Origin of the sequence: Marinomonas sp. CT5 (assembly GCF_018336975.1) — a bacterium.
GTDB lineage: Bacteria > Pseudomonadota > Gammaproteobacteria > Pseudomonadales > Marinomonadaceae > Marinomonas.
Map to the genome: position 1 here is coordinate 2534134 of NZ_CP025572.1, position 19120 is coordinate 2553253.

General features: G+C 42.1%; 22 protein-coding genes and 1 riboswitch. Of the genes, 5 read left to right on the forward strand and 17 right to left on the reverse strand.

What is annotated here, in order from left to right:
• Positions 1-12: 12 nt before the first annotated feature.
• Both thiC and rsmI read right to left on the reverse strand, forming a co-directional pair.
• Complete coding sequence (thiC, locus tag C0J08_RS11880; RefSeq protein WP_249344256.1) at positions 13-2001, reverse strand: phosphomethylpyrimidine synthase ThiC; 1989 nt, start codon at positions 1999-2001, stop codon at positions 13-15.
• A 177-nt stretch (positions 2002-2178) separates the two neighbouring features.
• Positions 2179-2283, reverse strand: a riboswitch (TPP riboswitch).
• 76 nt (positions 2284-2359) lie between these two features.
• On the reverse strand, positions 2360-3220 hold the full coding sequence (gene rsmI, locus C0J08_RS11885) for a 16S rRNA (cytidine(1402)-2'-O)-methyltransferase (protein ID WP_249344258.1): 861 nt from the start codon (positions 3218-3220) through the stop codon (positions 2360-2362).
• Positions 3221-3333: 113 nt separating this feature from the next.
• Here rsmI and C0J08_RS11890 point away from each other — a divergent pair, with 113 nt between their 5' ends.
• The 3 genes from C0J08_RS11890 to C0J08_RS11900 are packed head-to-tail and all read left to right on the forward strand — an operon-like array spanning position 3334 to position 6035.
• On the forward strand, positions 3334-5103 hold the full coding sequence (locus tag C0J08_RS11890; protein WP_249344260.1) for a penicillin-binding protein activator: 1770 nt from the start codon (positions 3334-3336) through the stop codon (positions 5101-5103).
• Positions 5054-5437: a YraN family protein gene (locus C0J08_RS11895; RefSeq protein ID WP_212652189.1), complete on the forward strand. Its 384-nt coding sequence runs from the start codon at positions 5054-5056 to the stop codon at positions 5435-5437. The genes C0J08_RS11890 and C0J08_RS11895 overlap by 50 nt, the downstream gene beginning before the upstream one ends.
• A gap of 4 nt (positions 5438-5441) precedes the next feature.
• Positions 5442-6035, forward strand: a complete 594-nt coding sequence (locus C0J08_RS11900) for an SIS domain-containing protein (RefSeq protein WP_212652190.1) — start codon at positions 5442-5444, stop codon at positions 6033-6035.
• Between the two features lie 91 nt (positions 6036-6126).
• Here the strand turns inward: C0J08_RS11900 and C0J08_RS11905 are convergent, their stop codons facing one another.
• The 5 genes from C0J08_RS11905 to zapE all read right to left on the reverse strand — a co-directional run bounded on the left by C0J08_RS11905 (position 6127) and on the right by zapE (position 9715).
• On the reverse strand, positions 6127-6507 hold the full coding sequence (locus C0J08_RS11905; protein WP_212652191.1) for a ClpXP protease specificity-enhancing factor: 381 nt from the start codon (positions 6505-6507) through the stop codon (positions 6127-6129).
• An 86-nt stretch (positions 6508-6593) separates the two neighbouring features.
• Positions 6594-7226 carry a glutathione S-transferase N-terminal domain-containing protein gene (locus C0J08_RS11910; RefSeq protein WP_212652192.1) on the reverse strand — a complete coding sequence of 211 codons (633 nt, stop codon included), beginning with the start codon at positions 7224-7226 and terminating at the stop codon, positions 6594-6596.
• 399 nt (positions 7227-7625) lie between these two features.
• On the reverse strand, positions 7626-8018 hold the full coding sequence (gene rpsI, locus C0J08_RS11915) for a 30S ribosomal protein S9 (RefSeq protein WP_036159384.1): 393 nt from the start codon (positions 8016-8018) through the stop codon (positions 7626-7628).
• Between the two features lie 14 nt (positions 8019-8032).
• Complete coding sequence (rplM, locus tag C0J08_RS11920) at positions 8033-8461, reverse strand: 50S ribosomal protein L13 (protein ID WP_199467872.1); 429 nt, start codon at positions 8459-8461, stop codon at positions 8033-8035.
• 153 nt (positions 8462-8614) lie between these two features.
• Complete coding sequence (gene zapE, locus C0J08_RS11925) at positions 8615-9715, reverse strand: cell division protein ZapE (protein ID WP_212656298.1); 1101 nt, start codon at positions 9713-9715, stop codon at positions 8615-8617.
• Positions 9716-9842: 127 nt separating this feature from the next.
• Here zapE and C0J08_RS11930 point away from each other — a divergent pair, with 127 nt between their 5' ends.
• A complete protein-coding gene (locus C0J08_RS11930) occupies positions 9843-10295 on the forward strand; it encodes a ZapG family protein (RefSeq protein ID WP_212652193.1) in 453 nt (150 codons plus the stop codon).
• Between the two features lie 44 nt (positions 10296-10339).
• Here the strand turns inward: C0J08_RS11930 and C0J08_RS11935 are convergent, their stop codons facing one another.
• On the reverse strand, positions 10340-11101 hold the full coding sequence (locus C0J08_RS11935; RefSeq protein WP_212652194.1) for a Nif3-like dinuclear metal center hexameric protein: 762 nt from the start codon (positions 11099-11101) through the stop codon (positions 10340-10342).
• Positions 11102-11120: 19 nt separating this feature from the next.
• Here C0J08_RS11935 and C0J08_RS11940 point away from each other — a divergent pair, with 19 nt between their 5' ends.
• A complete protein-coding gene (locus tag C0J08_RS11940) occupies positions 11121-12173 on the forward strand; it encodes a S1C family serine protease (RefSeq protein WP_212652195.1) in 1053 nt (350 codons plus the stop codon).
• A 6-nt stretch (positions 12174-12179) separates the two neighbouring features.
• Here C0J08_RS11940 and C0J08_RS11945 read toward each other — a convergent pair whose 3' ends face one another.
• The 9 genes from C0J08_RS11945 to C0J08_RS11985 form a co-directional block, all read right to left on the reverse strand.
• The gene (locus tag C0J08_RS11945) at positions 12180-12734 is read right to left on the reverse strand and encodes an SRPBCC family protein (RefSeq protein ID WP_212652196.1); all 555 of its coding nucleotides are present in this window, start codon (positions 12732-12734) and stop codon (positions 12180-12182) included.
• Complete coding sequence (gene hisD, locus C0J08_RS11950; RefSeq protein WP_212652197.1) at positions 12734-14044, reverse strand: histidinol dehydrogenase; 1311 nt, start codon at positions 14042-14044, stop codon at positions 12734-12736. Before hisD ends, C0J08_RS11945 begins: the two co-directional genes overlap by 1 nt.
• Positions 14045-14689, reverse strand: a complete 645-nt coding sequence (gene hisG / locus C0J08_RS11955) for an ATP phosphoribosyltransferase (RefSeq protein ID WP_212652198.1) — start codon at positions 14687-14689, stop codon at positions 14045-14047.
• Between the two features lies 1 nt (position 14690).
• The gene (gene murA / locus C0J08_RS11960; RefSeq protein WP_212652199.1) at positions 14691-15953 is read right to left on the reverse strand and encodes a UDP-N-acetylglucosamine 1-carboxyvinyltransferase; all 1263 of its coding nucleotides are present in this window, start codon (positions 15951-15953) and stop codon (positions 14691-14693) included.
• 24 nt (positions 15954-15977) lie between these two features.
• Positions 15978-16214, reverse strand: a complete 237-nt coding sequence (locus C0J08_RS11965) for a BolA family protein (RefSeq protein ID WP_212652200.1) — start codon at positions 16212-16214, stop codon at positions 15978-15980.
• A 214-nt stretch (positions 16215-16428) separates the two neighbouring features.
• Positions 16429-17046, reverse strand: coding sequence for an MlaC/ttg2D family ABC transporter substrate-binding protein (locus tag C0J08_RS11970; protein ID WP_212652201.1), 618 nt, complete (start codon positions 17044-17046; stop codon positions 16429-16431).
• 3 nt (positions 17047-17049) lie between these two features.
• Positions 17050-17514 carry an outer membrane lipid asymmetry maintenance protein MlaD gene (gene mlaD, locus C0J08_RS11975; RefSeq protein ID WP_212652202.1) on the reverse strand — a complete coding sequence of 155 codons (465 nt, stop codon included), beginning with the start codon at positions 17512-17514 and terminating at the stop codon, positions 17050-17052.
• A 1-nt stretch (position 17515) separates the two neighbouring features.
• Positions 17516-18298, reverse strand: a complete 783-nt coding sequence (gene mlaE / locus C0J08_RS11980) for a lipid asymmetry maintenance ABC transporter permease subunit MlaE (protein ID WP_212652203.1) — start codon at positions 18296-18298, stop codon at positions 17516-17518.
• On the reverse strand, positions 18295-19089 hold the full coding sequence (locus C0J08_RS11985) for an ABC transporter ATP-binding protein (protein ID WP_212652204.1): 795 nt from the start codon (positions 19087-19089) through the stop codon (positions 18295-18297). Before C0J08_RS11985 ends, mlaE begins: the two co-directional genes overlap by 4 nt.
• Between the last annotated feature and the right edge of the window lie 31 nt (positions 19090-19120).

Genomic DNA, 19120 nt, shown 5'->3' on the forward strand with positions numbered 1-19120 from the left:
ATCCCCCTTCGTTTACAGCGACTTTTCTTTTAGCTTGTCAGTCGTCAAATACACATCACTACCTAGTTCACGGAATTGCTCAGACATTTGCTGCATACCGGCTTGTGCATCGCTTGCCTCTAAAGCACTCACGTCAATGGCTTGTGCGTCTTCCAGTCCTTTCGCATAGTCGCGCACTTCTTGAGTGATCTTCATTGAACAGAACTTGGGCCCGCACATAGAACAGAAATGAGCCACTTTTCCTGAGACTTGGGGCAAGGTTTCATCATGGTAAGAACGAGCCGTTTCAGGATCTAATGACAAGTTGAATTGATCTTCCCAACGGAATTCAAAACGGGCTTTCGATAACGCATTATCGCGAATTTGCGCTCCCGGATGACCTTTTGCCAAATCCGCCGCATGAGCCGCAATTTTATAAGTGATCAAACCTTCCTTAACATCTTCCTTATTAGGCAAACCGAGATGTTCTTTTGGCGTCACGTAACACAACATGGCACAGCCGTACCAACCAATTTGTGCAGCCCCAATACCAGAGGTAATGTGATCGTAACCAGGTGCGATGTCTTGAGTTAATGGCCCCAAAGTGTAAAACGGCGCTTCGTGGCAATGCTTAAGTTGCTCCGTCATGTTTTCTTCGATCAGTTGCATCGGCACGTGCCCAGGGCCTTCAATCATCACCTGTACATCGTATTCCCAAGCAATTTGAGTCAGCTCCCCTAAAGTACGAAGCTCCGACATTTGCGCTTCGTCATTGGCGTCCATGATAGAACCTGGGCGCAAGCCATCTCCCAGTGATAAAGCCACATCGTACGCTGCACACAGTTCACAAATCTCACGGAAGCGTTCGTACAAGAAGCTTTCTTTGTGATGAGCCAAGCACCATTTCGCCATAATAGAACCACCACGGGAAACAATTCCTGTTAGACGTTTTGCCGTCATAGGCACATAACGCAACAAAACACCCGCGTGAATGGTAAAGTAATCTACCCCCTGCTCCGCCTGTTCAATTAAGGTATCGCGAAATACTTCCCAGTTTAGATCCTCAGCAACGCCATCTACCTTTTCCAATGCTTGATATATAGGCACGGTTCCTATCGGCACAGGAGAATTTCGTAAAATCCATTCACGAGTTTCATGGATGTTTTTACCTGTCGATAAATCCATTACCGTATCGGCTCCCCAACGAGTCGACCACACCAGTTTCTCTACTTCTTCTTCAATAGAAGAGGTCACCGCAGAGTTACCAATATTGGCATTCACTTTTACTAAGAAGTTACGACCAATGATCATTGGCTCAGATTCAGGGTGATTGATGTTATTCGGGATAATGGCGCGGCCTCTTGCCACTTCGTCACGAATAAACTCTGGCGTAATACGCGTCTGCAAGTTAGCACCAAAACTTTGCCCCGGGTGCTGCTTTAATAGCAACTCACTTTGAATGGCATCGATGTTCTGATTTTCACGCAAGGCAATGTATTCCATCTCTGGCGTGATAATCCCTTGGCGAGCGTAATGCATTTGCGTAACGCATTTACCTTGGCGCGCTTTACGGACTTTTGGTAACGCTTTAAATCTCAGCTCGTCGAGAGCAGAATTGTCTAAACGGGACTGCGCAAACTCAGAAGAGACACTTGATAATATTTCTGTGTCGTCACGCTGTTCTATCCAGGCCTCACGCATTGGCTTAAGACCTTTATAGACATCAATGTTTTCTTGCGGGTCGGCGTATGGACCAGAACAATCGTAAACATAAATGGCTTCATTTGGTTCGAAGGTTAAATTGTCAGGGTCAGAACCAATAGGCGTATCAGTCAAATTGATCTTGCGCATGGGAACCCGAATCGACTCATCGGATCCGGTTAAATAGATTCGCTCTGAAGCTGGAAAAGGTTTGGCTTGCAAAGACTCAATAAAAGATTTCGCTGCTTGGCGAGACGCTTCACGAGACTGTTTTTTAGATGGGGTCGTTAATGGTGTTGCTATTTCGTTATTCGTCGACATGAGCACTTCCCTTATTATTAAAATGGAGAATTGCTTGTCTGGGGTGCTGCTTTACAGGCAAACGCACTAGGGGCGTTTATTGCAAAACATGAACCCTGATTATATGAAAGGAGGCTTTAACAATATGACAGCATCGATTCCATAAAAATCAGGAGTTCATTCGATGCAGATAAGAAAAATAGAGACTTTCTTGTTTCCTACGCGGGTATTAGCCCGATCAGGTTCTGCGGATCCCGCACTTAATTATGCGATCTCAGCCAAATGGCACTCCGACAAGTAGAGCTGAGTATACTCAGTCTTATCGGAATGTAAACACCCAGAAATAGCATGGGTGTTTACTACCATACTGGAGGGTAACTTATTCGCCTTGCATTTCCAGCGCCATTTTATAAAGCGCATTCTTCTTTTCACCAGTCAGTTTAGCGGCCATTGCAGCGGCTTGTTTGACCGGTAAATCTTCTAATAAAATGGTCAGAATACGCTTGGCTTCTAATTCTGCTTCATCGCCGCTTTCTTGGGTAAAACTCAGCATCACAACGAATTCACCACGCATCTGGTTGGCATCTTCATCAAACTTGGCAAGGATTTCAGAAGCGGTTCCAGACAAAAATGTTTCGAATGTTTTAGTAACTTCACGCGCCAAGACTAGCTTAGCATCATCACCATACACTTTTTGAACATCCGCAATCGAATCATAAACACGATGAGTCGACTCATAAAACACCACGGTACCCGTTTGCTTCTTCCAAGACTCAAATAAATCACAACGCCCTTTTGATTTTGCTGGCACAAATCCCGCAAAAAAGAATTGGTCAGTGGGTAAACCCGATGCACACAAAGCGACGATCAAGGCGCAAGCGCCCGGAATAGGAACAACTTTATGGCCTTTTTCACGCAGTGCATGAACGACGTGATAACCAGGGTCCGAGATCAAAGGCGTTCCCGCATCGGACACTAACGCGACATTTTTGCCATCATCTAACAAGGTAGCAACGTAGTCTGCTTTGTCTTTTTCATTATGATCGTGGATAGAAAACAGCTTCGCATCAATCGCAAAATGATTAAGCAAGCGTTTCGTATGTCGAGTATCTTCCGCCGCGATATAGTCAACATCGCGTAAAGTTTGTTCCGCTCTTTTACTGAAATCATCTAGATTGCCGATTGGAGTTGCAACTATGTACAGCGACCCTCTCGCATCATCAGAACTATGTGGTAACATGTTGCCTCTTTTATTTGTCATTTTATAAGCTTATGAGCCTACTTAATTTCCGCATCATATCATTAACTCTTTGTACTTTTCTGCTAAGCGCCTGTAATTCCATGAATTTAAATATGGAACAGCCACAAAACAGAGCTCAAACAAGCCAAAATGGTTCACAAGAAAGAACCCTACCACCCAGTATTTATCATCCTAAAAAAACCACCGATGTTTCCAAAACATTGGCTGACTCTTATCTAAAAGCAAAGAATTTTTATCAGCAAGATGAGTTTCAAAAAACCATTGATGTCTTAGAAAGTAAAGTATTAAACACCACTTCTTCCATTCAATTTGAAGCCTATTTATTGGCCGCACTTTCTTCGTCTTATCTTGATAACTCCGTGGCTGCTACAAGCTATTTACAACAAGCGAATCAGCTAATTGCGGCGCGCCATCCAGACAACCAAAATAAGCTTAAAGAAACTAAGGCCTCTATTTTTGAGCACTTTGACAATTGGTTGGAAGTCGTCAAGATTCGTATGGACCTTACCTACAATTTGCCGCTAAACGAGGGCAAAGAAAACCAAGAAAAACTCTGGTTAGCCATACAGAATTTGACTCAAAATGAAGTGGATGAACTATTTCAACAAGAAAAGCCGCTACTTAATGGTTGGTTAACCATCAGCAGTATTCTAAGAAACCAAACACTGTCTATTGAACAACAACTGAAGATGTTCAAAAAATGGCAAGCCGAAAACCCAAGCCACCCAGCGGCCATAACACCCCCTCAAGATTTCAAGATCATGGCATCCGTTGAGCAAATGGCACCAAAGAAAATTGTCTTAATGCTACCTATGACAGGCAAATTAGAGCGAGCTTCTCAGGCAATAATTGATGGCTTTTTTGCAACTTTTTACAATCAAAAAGAAGCAAGGCCTCAAGTAAATATTGTTAATGTAGACAATTACAAAAACATCGAACAAGCCTTAGCGGCAGCCAACGAGCAACAGCCTGATGTCATCATTGGTCCATTACAAAAAAACAATGTTGCGCAAATCAGTCGACTAGACCTGCCTTATCCAGTTATCGCACTGAATCAACTTGATATTAATCTGCATCCTAAAAATCTATATCACTTTTCTTTGAACCCAGAAGACGAAATACATGAGCTGATCGCCTTTGCCAAACAGGAAGGAGCTACAAGAGCTGCGATCCTTAGCACACAGGACACCTGGGCACTAAAACAAAGTGATGAATTTCGCGCTCAAGCCACTAAAGAGAATGTCAAAATAACATCAAATCAATCTTATTCAGATACTCCAAAAGGGCGACAAGGTGCTATTCAAAAGCTTTTATTGGTTAATGAAAGCCATGCACGAAAACGATTAGTAGAACAATGGACAGGCTCACAGGTAGAAGGTCTCGCTCGCTCTCGAGAAGATTTAGACTATGTCTACTATGTCGGTAAGCTGAATGATGCCAAACAAATAAGACCCCTTTTAGATTTTTACTTTGCTGACAAAATTCCAATGCTTGCCAGCAGCACACTTAATGACAGCGCCCCTGAAAAATCAACCAAACCTGAAGATATTGAAAGAATACTTTTTACAGAATTACCTGCTTTGACGCCAAATAATTCGTCTCTTGATGTCCTACCCAAGCAGAGCTCAAACATTTTACGTCGATTACAAGCACTAGGTGCCGACTCATATCTACTTGCTAACAAATATCAACTTTTCGCCCTACTACCAACAACGAAAATATCAGCAAATACGGGCATCATAACCATGGACGAAAATGGCATATTTCATAAGCGACCAGAAATCATGACTTACCGAAAAGGGAATTTGGTATATGCAGACAGTCATCAATTTTTTGAACAAAAGGAAAGCAGCGAAAAATAGCGGCGAAAAAGCAGAGCAAACAGCTGAAGATTTTCTACTTAGTCAGGGGCTTTGCTTTGTGGAACGAAATTTTTTCTGTCGTCTCGGAGAAATTGATTTAATTTTCTTTGATCAAGACACCTATATTTTTATTGAAGTTCGTTTTAGGGCAAATAAAAATCATGGTAGTGCGGCTGAAAGTATTGGGCAATCCAAACTTAAAAAAATTCGCAATAGCGCCGCTTTGTGGCTGCAAAAAAATAACAAATCAAACAGTGCAACTCGCTTTGATGCGATACTGTTCGATGAAAAAATAGACAAACAACATTTAACTTGGCTAAAAGCAGTATTTTAATCATATGGATTTTCAAGAAGCGATCTACACACAATTTGCCCAAAGCTTTGAAGCTCAACAACAAGCTCTGGAAAGCTTACCCCCTTATATCGAACATGCTGCTAAAGTTATTTTTTCAAGCATTGCATCAGGCGGAAAAGTCATCTGTATAGGCAACAGTACAGGCTCTCATTTGTCACAATATTTCAGCACCTTAATGCTTGATCGAATGGATAGAGAGCGACCTGGATTACCGGCAATCAACCTAAGCGGTGAAGGTTCTACCTTACTAGCCATCACCCATAATGACAGTTATCACGACGTTTTCTCTAAGCAAATTACCGCTCTTGGCAACCCTGGTGACATACTGTTTGTTATTGCCAATCGAGGCAACACCTCCCCTATCATACAAGCCATTCAAGCTGCACATGAGCGTAAAATGAGCATAGTTGCACTCACCAGCCCTGAAGCAAAGAACGTCTCATCACTCACCTCTCAAGACGACACAGAGATCAAAATAAATCTTCTTGGCACAGCTAGAGTACATGAATGCCAGCTATCTGTTATTCATATATTAATTGACTTACTTGAACGCCAGCTATTTGGATGCGAAGACTAAATAGACATGCCACTTAGCCGAACAGAAACAAAAAAGTCGCTTATTAAGCGACTCTTTTTACATAGCACATTAAAATAAGAGAAAAGCGTAGCTATTTAACAACCTTCAATTGAAAACCTTTTTTTGGTTCAGGAGGCGTTGGTGGTGTAGGTTCATTAGGAAACTCTTCATATGGAAACACTAAGCCGTCTCCATTTTCTTTAGCAAATAGAGAAAGCGCGGCTTTTATAGGAACATACACCTGCATCGGCTTCCCACTAAAACGCGCCTCAAAGGATACCCCTTCTTTATCCATAATTAGATGACGAACCGCTGACATACTTATGTTCAGTACAATTTGCCCATCTTTCACAAACTCTGTAGGCACAACCACACCTTCTTGCTCTGCATCCACCAAAAGGTAAGGCGTCATTTCATTATCTGCGACCCAAGAATAAGCAGCATTTAACAAATAAGATCTCTTCGGTAACATTATTTTCCCACCTCATAAATGTTTGGTAAAAAAAAGGAGCTTTAAGCTCCTCTTTTACTACTTTTCTCTCGACATTACAGCATCGATTAGTCTAAGCGCATTTCTTGCTCTGCCTCGGAAAGGCTTTCTTGGAAAGACTCACGAGAAAAGACTAGATCCATATACTTATGCAAAGCTCTCGCTTGCTCTTTAGGAATTTCCACACCTAATACAGGTAAACGCCACAAGATTGGCGCCAAACAGCAATCGACAATCGTAAAATCATCGCTCATGAAATAAGGCTTTTCTTCGAAAATAGGCGATACATTCAGCAGACCTTCGCGCAATTCTTTTTGCGCTTGAGCAACCGCTTCTTTGTCTTTACTAGTCAGAATCAAATCGACCAATTTAGCCCAATCACGCTGAATACGATACATAAACAATCGACTTTCAGCACGAGCAACAGGATATACAGGTAACAATGGTGGATGCGGAAAACGCTCATCCAAATATTCCATCATGACGTTTGGCTCATAAAGAACCAAATCACGGTCTACTAATGCTGGTAGCTCATTGTATGGATTAACATCAGCTAATTCATCAGGCTTGTTGAACGGGTCTACATCTATGATGTCCACTGTGACGGCTTTCTCAGCCAATACAATACGAACTCGATGGCTATAATGATCTTCCCCATCTGAAAAGAACGTCATTGAGGAGCGCTTTGCAATAACACCCATGTCTAACCCCTATATTGAAAACATCAACATCCCCTTTAAAGAAGGGAACAAACTATACTATGACCATGAGGCAATAAAAAAAGTTCACTACCTCAGTAACACAAAACTTTGAGAATAATTACTTGTGTGCTTTTAGAAAACAAAGCTGCAGTTTCACCCCACAATTGACTGCATTGCGCACAATCAAGTTTAACCTAGTGAGTAACTCACACACAGTAAAATCAGAAAACACCTATGAAAACCATGATTTTCAAAGCTGCATTATTCTAACATCATTTTCAGTTGTTTTTTCCTAGAAAAAACATTTTGTTGCAAGAATACCGTTAAAGGCTTTATTTCAAGCAAAAAAAACGCTTGGCGAACACACCAAGCGTTTTAATAATAATTCCAAAGCGAAAATTAACGCTTAGAGAACTGAGGACGACGACGTGCTTTGCGTAGACCAACTTTCTTACGTTCAACTTCACGAGAGTCGCGAGTTACGAATCCTGCAGAACGTAGAGTACGACGTAGAGTCTCATCGTATTGCATCAAAGCACGTGTGATACCGTGACGGATCGCACCAGCTTGACCAGAGATACCACCACCTTTGACAGTGATGTAAACGTCAAATTTTTCAGTAGCATCAACAAGTTCAAGAGGCTGACGAACAACCATTTGAGCCGTTTCACGACCGAAGTACTGAGAAAGAGTACGGTTATTGATAACTAAGTTACCAGAACCCGCTTTAAGGAAAACACGAGCGGTAGACGTTTTGCGACGACCTGTACCGTAGTATTGAGTAGCTGACATAATGATCTTCCGTATTAAATGTTAAGTTCTTGAGGTTGTTGAGCAGCATGTGGATGCTCAGTACCAGCGTACACTTTCATTTTCTTGTGCATTGCACGGCCCAAAGGACCTTTTGGCAACATACCTTTTACGGCGATTTCAAGAACGCGCTCTGGAGCGTGATCAATCAACTTCTCGAAATTCATAGAACGCAAGCCGCCTGGGTAACCAGTATGGCGGTAGTATTGTTTTGCAGCTGCTTTGTTACCAGTAACGTGAATTTTCTCAGCGTTAACAACAACGATGTAATCGCCAGTATCAACGTGTGGAGTGTATTCTGCTTTATGCTTGCCACGTAAACGACGAGCAATTTCTGTAGCCAAGCGGCCTAGAGTTTTGCCTTCAGCATCAACCACGAACCAGTCGCGGCGAACTTCAGCAGGTTTAGCTGTAAAAGTTTTCATCAAAAAACCCTTTCAATACACGTGTTCAATGACACGCTATACCTATTATTATTGGTTGGCCAAGTAGTAAATTACCTGATCAACGTACACTTACCTTTAAAAAGGCGAGCGAAGTATACAACAAGACAGTCGAATATAAAAGCTAGATTACGTTTAAGGGCGATGTTCTAAAGATAAATATTCTTCAGATTGCATCTCCAAAAGTCGACTTACAGTCCGATCATATTCAAACGCCAATCTCGTTCCCTGATAAATATCTGGAATAGCCACCTCAGCAGAAAAAATTACTTTAACATGACGATCGTAGAACTCATCAACCAAATTAATAAAACGTCTTGCTAGGTCATCTCGCGAAGCATCCATTTGCGGCAAGTTAGAAATAATTACCGTACTATAAAGGCGCGCTAGCTCAATATAATCCACTTGGCTTCTCGGCCCATCACATAACGCCTTGATATCAAACCAAGCAAGCCCCTCACAGCTTCGAACCAAAGGAATATTACGACCTTCGATTTCAGCATCACCACCTTCAACAATATGAGAAGCATCCGTAATTAAACTCATGAAACGCTCATTTAAAGCCTCATCTGCTTCCCTATTTAACGGGTAATGATAAAGCTTGGCTTGCTTTAATGTTCTGAGTCGATAATCCACACCACCATCAACATTCATTACCTTGGTGTATTTTTTTACTAAAGCGATTGCTGGCAAAAAGCGAGCTCTCTGCAAACCGTTTTTATACAAACCATCAGGCTCAATATTTGATGTCGCCACTAAGGTCGTGCCGTTCTCAAAAAGAACCTCAAGCAACCCTGCTAAAATCATTGCATCGGTAATATCTGTGACAAAGAACTCATCAAAACATAACACCTGAGCTTTAGATGATATTTGCTTTCCAACAATTTCAAGAGGATTCTTTACATCATGCAGCTTTCGCATCTCCTGATGCACCATCTGCATAAAACGATGAAAATGCAGGCGCATCTTCTTATCCGTCGGCAAACAGTCAAAAAAAGTATCCATCAGATACGTCTTCCCTCTCCCGACGCCTCCCCAGAAATACAAACCTTGCTCAACCGCAGGTTTTTTCTTTTTAAGAAAACGACCAATAAACCCATCTGTAGATTTATCATTTTGTCTAGCCACTAAACGATCAAATAAATCCTGAAGTGCCTCTACCGCTTCTTCTTGAGCGGGGTCATAATTAAAGTCAGCTCTAGTTAAATCTTGCTTGTAACGTGTAATAGGAGTCATCAGCACTTTTCGTTCCAATAAATTAATTGCGCGCATTCTAACAAATTGCGCCTTAAACAACACCTATCAAGCTGTTATCGTAGAGATGGTTTCGCTATAATAAGGAATCTGTTTTTTGGAGAAAGTCATGAACTTAGAAGAATTCAACATTATTATATTTATAACTGGCATTATTGTTGGTTGCATTGCCACGCTTATCATTAAAAATTTCAGTTCAAAGAACAGTAAGCAAACAGCATCAAACTCAAACATCATTACTATGAAGTCATTGCAACAAGAGCTTGATAACAAACAAGTTATCATCGACAACTTCTTCACTGACAGCAACGAACACTTAATGTCTGTTGAAAAACGTTTAGCTGAGCTTAGAAATACACTTGCCGACAACGCTAATCAATTAAGCAACGTAAAAGTTGACAGCAGCCTAGCAAACCGCTCAACGGAAGAGGTAGATACTACGACGACATTTGAGCCGCCTAGAGACTATGCTCTCAAGAAAGACAAAGAACCTGGCATGCTAAGTGAAAACTTTGGATTAGATGACAATTCAACCATCCTAGAACCCAAACGAACAATCTAAAAAAAACGGGCTTTGAAGCCCGTTTTTTTAGCATTATCGATAAGTTATGCAGGACTGTCCACATCAATAAACACGGCATCTAAACCAAACTCATTAGCGAGGTAATCCGCCATTGAACGAGCACCAAAACGCTCAGTGGCATGATGGCCAGCCGCAATAAAATGAATCTCCATTTCACGCGCGATATGGATAGTTTGCTCAGAAACCTCACCCGTAATAAACACATCCGCTCCCATCATGGCAGCCTGCTCGATGTAACCTTGCGCACCACCAGTACACAAAGCAACACGTTGAATCTTTTGCTCATTGACGCACTCAAAAAGCACCTCTCTACCAACTGCAGACTCAACCATTTTTTTAAACTGCTCAGAAGTGACAGGCTCTGCCAGCTCACCAACAACACCAATAGCCTCTTCAATTGGTACACCAGCCTGTAAACCAACTCTATTCATCAGACCTAACGCATCAGCCAAACCAGCGTTATTCCCTAAAGTTGGATGGGCGTCTAACGGCAAATGATAGCCATACAAATTAATATCATTTTTAATTAAAGCCGCAATACGTCGATACTTCATACCTACGATCCGAGGATCTTCATTTTTCCAGAAGTAACCATGATGAACAAAGACGGCATCTGCATTATAATCAACAGCCGCATCAATTAGCGCCTGGCTTGCAGTGACCCCGGTTACCACCCGGTTAATCTCTTTTTTTCCTTCCACCTGCAAACCATTGGGCGCATAATCCTTGAATCGACTCGGGCTCAATATTTTATTAAGCAATAACTCAAAATCACTGCGTAGCAAAACAACTCCTTATACATTTATGAATCAAAAAAACTTCTGGATACCGACCATTATCTCCATACTCACTGGCACTTGTATAGGCCTAGCCGTGCTACTCATTCAGGAGAAACAAAAGATTTCCGATGACAGCTATTCCACTCCCGTTAAAATAGCCGCACCTTCGGTCGTCAACATCTATACGCAAGTTACACAACAAAAAGGGCTAAGCGAATCAAACCAAGCAAAACATAGTGTCAACCTCGGTTCTGGCGTCATCGCCACACAAGATGGCTTCATACTAACCAATTACCACGTTATTCAAAATGCGCAGAGCATCGTTATTGCTTTATACGACGACCGACGCGTGAAGGCCAAGCTAATCGGCTCAGACCCGTCCACAGACTTAGCCATCTTAAAAATCAATCTCCCAAACCTCCCAAACATTAAAATGGGTGACAGCGACAGCGTTTCCGTAGGCGATAAAATCCTTGCAATAGGCAACCCATTTGGCATAGGACAAACGGTCACCGCTGGAATCATCAGTGCCAAAGGGCGAAACAGTATAGGACTTAACACTTACGAGAACTTCCTTCAAACCGATGCAGCTATAAATCCTGGTAATTCAGGTGGCGCTTTAGTTAATTTAAAAGGTGAGCTTATTGGTATCAGCTCTGCTATCTATTCAAGCACAGGCGGCTCACAAGGAATAGGCTTCGCCACACCAGTAGACGATGCTCTCGCCATCATGACCGACATTATTAAATACGGAGAAGTCGTAAGAGGATATTTAGGCATGGATGCACAAAAGGTCACACAGTCTTTGGCAAAGAACTTATTACTGCCAACAAATCACGGCCTTTTAGTAAACGATATAACAAAAGAAAGCCCTGCAGAGAAAGCAGGCATAGAAGTTGGGGATATTATTCTTGAAATCAACAACACCCCAAGTGAAGACCCTTTTCAAGTAAGACGCTTGATCGCTTCACTCAAACCGGGAACACGCATTTCCTTGGTGGGTATTCGTGGGCAGCAATCCTATCAGACCAACATCATGTTAGAAAAACAACCCACCATGCAACGCATTACTTATTAACCCATGCTAATTATTTTGTAGCTCAATTTGCTCTTTCAGTTTTTGTAGACTTCGCTCAAAATTGCTGCCCGCTATATCATTAGCAAACATAGCAAGATAAGGACTTAACAAACCTGCACTCAGGTTACCTTCGATAGTCCATTTAACCAAGGTGCCACCCTTTGCTTGTTGTAGCTCAATTTGATTATGCACCAAATTTACCTTTGGTTTAGGACGGACATCAAAGCGCACAACATCATTAGATGAGGCCGTCACAGATAAGACACCTGGCTCATCCGAATTATCATATAGCAAAGCAATCGAATCACCTTCCGCTAGAACACCCTCGAATGAAGCAATCTTGCCATCTTGAATATACATCCAATTTGGCAAGCGCTCACCTTGAAACATTTGCTTAATCACTACATCACGAGGCGCATCAATAATAACACTACGCTCCACGCGATAATCGGTCGGCATAAAAAAGCCAACCACGACCAAAAGCAGAATCCCTAACGCCGCGATACGAGTTATTTTTCTTAACTTATACAGCGCGGCGGGATGCGATGTATTACTCGCCATTAAGAATCCTTCAGAATACGATATTCTGCCGACATAGCATGTGCTTCTAGTGACTCACCGCGAGCCAAAGGAGCAGCCACTTTAGCCAACTCACTAGCGCCTTCAGGAGAACAGTTAATCACAGAGCTTCGCTTCTGGAAGTCATACACACCCAAGGGTGAAGAGAAACGTGCCGTACCCGATGTTGGCAACACATGATTTGGGCCCGCACAATAATCCCCTAACGCTTCAGGAGTATGACGTCCCATAAATATCGCACCAGCATGACGAATTTTTTCCGCCCATTTTTCAGGCTCATCCATTGATAACTCAAGGTGCTCAGCCGCGACTATATTCGCAATTTCCATAGCTTCATCCATGTTTTCAACATGAATAAAAGCACCACGACCTTCCAACGACGACTTAATAATATCTTTACGACTTTGCGTTTCAATCAAACGCTCCATCGATGCTTTTACTTCTTTAATAAAAGCCAAATCAGGAGAGATCAAAATAGACTGCGCATCTTCATCATGCTCTGCTTGAGAAAACAGATCCATAGCAATCCAATCAGGATCGGTTTTACCGTCACACACAACCAAGATTTCAGAAGGGCCAGCAATCATGTCAATACCGACAATACCAAACACCATCTTCTTAGCGGTAGCAACGTAAATATTACCCGGCCCCACAATCTTATCGACCTTAGGAATACTTTGTGTGCCATAAGCCAAAGCAGCAACCGCTTGTGCACCACCAATAGTGAACACACGATCAACACCCGCAATATAGGCCGCAGCGAGCACGATATCATTTACCAAACCATCTGGTGTTGGAACAACCATGATAATTTCGCCTACACCAGCCACTTTAGCTGGCATCACATTCATCAATACGGATGAAGGATAAGCCGCTTTACCACCCGGCACATAAACACCCACACGATCTAAAGGCGTTACTTTTTGACCAAGAACCGTGCCATCGTCTTCTCTATACTGCCAAGATGGCTGCTTTTGGTGCTCATGGTAATCATTAACTCGTTTGGCCGCCGCTTCCAAGCTAGCGACCAACTCAGCACTAACACGGTCTTTAGCAAGCGCCATTTCTTCCCGAGAGATTTCTAACTCTGCTGAAGAGGAAACTTGCCGACGATCAAAGCGATTGGTGTAATCAATAACCGCTTCATCGCCTTTTAAACGGACTTGTTCAACAATGTCTGCTACTGCTTTTTGTACACCGGCATCGGATACAGAATCCCATGCAAGCAAAGATTCTAACTCAGAGCGAAAACCAGCAGAGCTAGAAGTGAATTCTCGAATATTAAGGTTCAATTATTTACCCTCGTTTTCTTCAACCGCACGTCTTATCATTTCTAAGATAGGCTCAATTTCAGAGTATTTTGTTTTGTATGCGGCTTTGTTAACTACTAAACGCGTACTGATAGGCGCAATCAACTCACGAGCCTCAAGGCCATTTGCTTTTAGAGTATTACCTGTATCCACGATGTCCACAATCAGATCGGCCAACCCCATAATAGGAGCCAACTCCATTGCGCCGTATAACTTAATCACATCGGCCTGAACACCTTGCTCAGCAAAATACGCTTTTGCCGTTTTTATAAACTTAGAAGCGACTTTCAAACGTCTATTTGGCAGTGGCTGATCAACAACGCCCGCCGTCATCAAACGGCATTTTGCAATTTTAAGATCAAGCAGCTCGTAAAGGTTTTTGGTTGATGCTTCCATCAACACATCTTTGCCTGCAACCCCAAAATCTGCCACACCATGATCAACATAAGTCGGCACATCTGTCGCTCGCAAAATAACCAACTTAATATGTTCATGGTTGGTATCAAATATTAATTTACGGCTTTTACTAATATCTTCAGCTGGAACGATATTTGCCTTTTCTAGAAGCGGTAACGTTTCACCAAGGATGCGCCCTTTCGACAGCGCAATCGTTAATGTTTTACTCATATCAATTTAAAACCCGTGAAATTTTCGCACCCAATGAACCGAACTTCTCTTCAATACACTCGTAACCACGGTCAATATGATAAATGCGATCAATCTTAGTATCGCCATCCGCTACTAAAGCAGACAACACCAAACTTGCAGACGCCCGTAAATCCGTTGCCATTACGGGAGCTCCTTTTAAATGCTCACAACCACGGACAATGGCCGTATTTCCATTCACTTCTATATCCGCCCCCATGCGCAGCATTTCATCGACGTGCATAAAACGGTTTTCAAAGATATTCTCTATAACGCGACCAACGCCGTTAGATACCGAGTTCAGCGCAACGAACTGTGCTTGCATATCCGTTGGGAATGCAGGGTATGGAGCTGTACTAATGTTGACAGCCTGAGGGCGGCGCCCTTCCATATCGACTTCAATCCAGTCCTCCCCACAAGTCACCTTAGCACCGGCTTCCTCTAATTTTGCAAGAACAGCTTCAAGAGATTTCACATTTGTATCAATAACCTTCACTTTACCGCCAGTAATCGCTGCCGCCACCAAGAACGTACCCGTCTCTATACGGTCCGGCATTACGGGGTAACTAGTACCATGCAAAGTCTCTACGCCATCAATGACGATTGTATCGGTGCCATGTCCGGTTATTTTTGCTCCCATAGCAATCAGGCAATCAGCCAAATCTACTACTTCAGGCTCCCGTGCAGCATTCTCCAAAATAGTTTGACCATCGGCCAACGTAGCTGCCATCAAAAGGTTTTCAGTTCCTGTCACTGTTACTTTATCAAAGAAGATGCGTGCACCTTTAAGACGACCATCAACACTGGCAACAATATCACCACCCTCGACAGAAATGGTTGCCCCCATTGCCTCCAAACCACGTAAATGCAAATCCACAGGACGACTGCCAATAGCACAACCACCAGGCAAAGAAACAACCGCCTTGCCAAAATGACTAACAAGCGGCCCAAGCACAAGGATCGAAGCGCGCATGGTTTTTACTAACTCATAAGGCGCTTCGCAATTATTTAATGTTGAAACATCCAATTGCACGCTCATCTTTTCATCAACAACAACACCACAGCCCATAGAACCAAGAAGCTCAAGCATGGTGGTGATGTCGTGTAAATGAGGGAGGTTTTTAATAGTAATCAATTCTTTTGTTAACAAAGTTGCCGCTAGAATTGGCAACGCGGCATTTTTCGCACCCGAGGCACGAACAACACCATTAAGCCGAGCACCACCGGTAATCAGAAGCTTATCCATATTTTTAATCTCTTATAATCGCTTTTATAGCTTACTAAATTGTTCTGGCGTATAGGTTTTCATTGTCACGGCATGGATTGCACCACTGGAAATAGCCTCTTGAAGATGTGAGTAAACAAGCTGTTGTCTTTTCACTGTAGACAGTCCCTCAAACTCGCTTGACACCACAACAATTTGAAAATTACAACCTTCTCCTTCGGCAACCACTTCACAGTTGTTGATAGAGGATTCTAAAAGTGCTTTTACTTCACCTGCGTTCACAGTCGCTCCAATAAATAAAATAATGTAATTGACAGTATTCTACATTAGTAAGTCCAACTACTTAACACCTCAATGTATAACTCTGAATAAAAAAACACTTGTTTTCTAAGATTTTATTCAAGACTGACACAACCGCTTAGCCAAAAACAAAAGAATCCGAATTCATTAAATAAATTCGGATTCTTTTATGACTAGAGACTGTCTTTTTTTATGCTTAAGACTTTTTAGCTAACGATTCTTTCCAAGCAGAAATTGCATCTTCTATATTATTTTTATTCTGCTGCATCATAACGCCAAATTGCTTACGAAAAGTTAGGCCAAAATTAATGTTATTAATGATGATATTGCTGAGCATCCAAGCCCCAGACTTAGTCTCTTCCATGTAGAAAGCAATATTTAGCTCACCACCAGAGTCCATCTTAAAGTCAACTTCAACTTTTGTTTCATTGCCTCGACCTTGCGGCCCAAGCGGCAACACATTTATTCGATCAGCATCGATATCAAGCAAAGATGAACCATACGTTTTTAACAAAGTATCTTTGGTCACATTAGCAAAACGAACTCGTTGCTCGGGCGTTGCTCTTCGATAGTATTTGCCCATCACTTTTTTGGAAAAATCATCAAAATCGACAATTTTACTTAATATGTTATCCACACGCTTCTCTAGCAAAACCGGATCTTTAGCAAGAGTTTCTTTATCCGCAACTATATCTGTTCGAAAGGATTCAACCATACTAACAACGGCATCTCTTGCCCCTTCAACACCAGCCCAAACGGACGAAGACCCAAGCACCCAAAAAGCTAAAAAAACATTTAAAAAAGCTTTCAACATATCCTACTTCTCCGAGTCGCCGGATTTGAATAAAAACTGACTAATCAAAGTCTCTAATACAAGTGCAGACTGCGTATCAAAAATCTCACCGCCATCTTTAAGCATTTCATCCTCCGCACCAATAGAAATACCCAAATATTTTTCCCCCAGTAAACCGCTTGTTAGGATAGCAATTGAACTGTCAGTAGGAATATTGTTGACATCTGAGTCAATGTTCATAGTAACCAATCCCATATATAGCTCTTTATCAAACGAAATAGACTCGACACTCCCCACTGTTACACCAGCGATAGTTACCTTAGCTCGATTCGTCAGTCCACCAATATCATCAAAACGAGCGACAATTTGGTAGGTATCTTTTTTACCAGCAAAGGCCAAACCACTAACCTGCACAGCAAGATAAACAAAAGCCAAAATACCTAATACAATAAAACATCCGACAAACAATTCAGTGCGTTTACTTCCCATACTAAAAATCTCCAAACATGGCGGCGGTTAATACAAAGTCCAACGCCAAAATAGCCAATGAACCTAAAACAACGGTACGAGTTGTCGCTTTACCTATTCCTTCAGAAGTTGGTACACATTCATAACCCTGATATACAGCAATCCAAGTAACAACAATCGAAAAACACACAGCTTTGACAAATCCATTCAGGATATCAGTATCAAAGTAAACAGATTGCTGCATTTGAGACCAAAAGGCACCGTCATGAACACCTAACCAGTGCACCGAGACAAGCAATCCACCAATAATACCTGTTGCACAAAAAATCAAACTCAATAAAGGCAGTGAAATTACCCCAGCAATAAACCTTGGAGCAATCACTCGGCGAAGCGGATCAACCCCCATCATTTCGAAACTTGATAACTGCTCCGTCGCTTTCATCAAACCTATTTCAGCAGTCAAAGACGAGCCAGCCCTTCCCGCAAACAATAGCGCCGTAACAACTGGCCCGAGTTCTCTCAACAAAGCTAAAGCCAACAATTGACCAACCGCCTCTTCAGAACCAAATTTTGCAAGAATACTATAGCCTTGAAGAGCCAAAACCATGCCGATAAAAGCACCAGAAACAACAACGATAACCAAAGATAAAACGCCAACCGAGTAAAGCTGCTTTATTAATAAATTAATCGCTTCTTTGTATCTAACCGGTAATCTTATAAGACTTTGAGCTAAAAAAATTCCGGCTCGTCCAACCGCTTCAAGCCAATCAAGAAACGCGCTACCTAACAGCGTAATCCCCTTCATAATGCCACCTTATCGGAATCATTTTTTTCTGGATAGTGAAAAGGAACAGGCCCATCCGGCTCTCCATTTAAAAACTGTTTCACTTCTGGATCCTCTGAGGCTTGAATCTCCTCTGCTGTACCTTCTGCAATCACTCTGCCTCCCGCTAAAATACAAACATGATCGGCAATTGAAAGAGACTCTTCCACATCATGAGACACTAGAACAGACGTTATTTTGGCTGTATCGTTAAGTTGACGAATCAACTTCACAAGAACCCCTTTTGAAATAGGGTCTTGCCCTGTAAATGGCTCATCATACATAACCAATTCTGGGTCTAAAGCAATGGCTCTAGCTAAAGCAACACGTCTTGCCATACCACCAGACAACTCGGAAGGCATTAAATTTGCTGCACCACGCAAACCAACGCTATGCAATTTTTTTGCAACAATATCGGCAATTTCAATCGCGTCTAGTTTCGTATGCTCTTCCATAGGAAAAGCAATATTTTCAGCGACAGACATATCACTAAACAAAGCCCCACTTTGAAACAACATACCCATTTTTTTTCTAACTTTGTAAAGGTCCGATCGTGATAGAGCATGAACATTCTGACCATCCACTAAAATCTCACCTGAATCCGGTGTTAGCTGAGCAGCAATCAAACGCAGCAGAGTAGTTTTGCCCGTGCCACTCGGACCCATTACAGCAGTAATCTTTCCTCTAGGAATGGTGAGAGAAACGTTTTTATATATAACTCTATCCCCCCTACGAAAACTTAGGTCTTGAACTTTTATATAAGCTTCTGCCACTAGCGCACCTTTTTATCCATGCAAAATATTC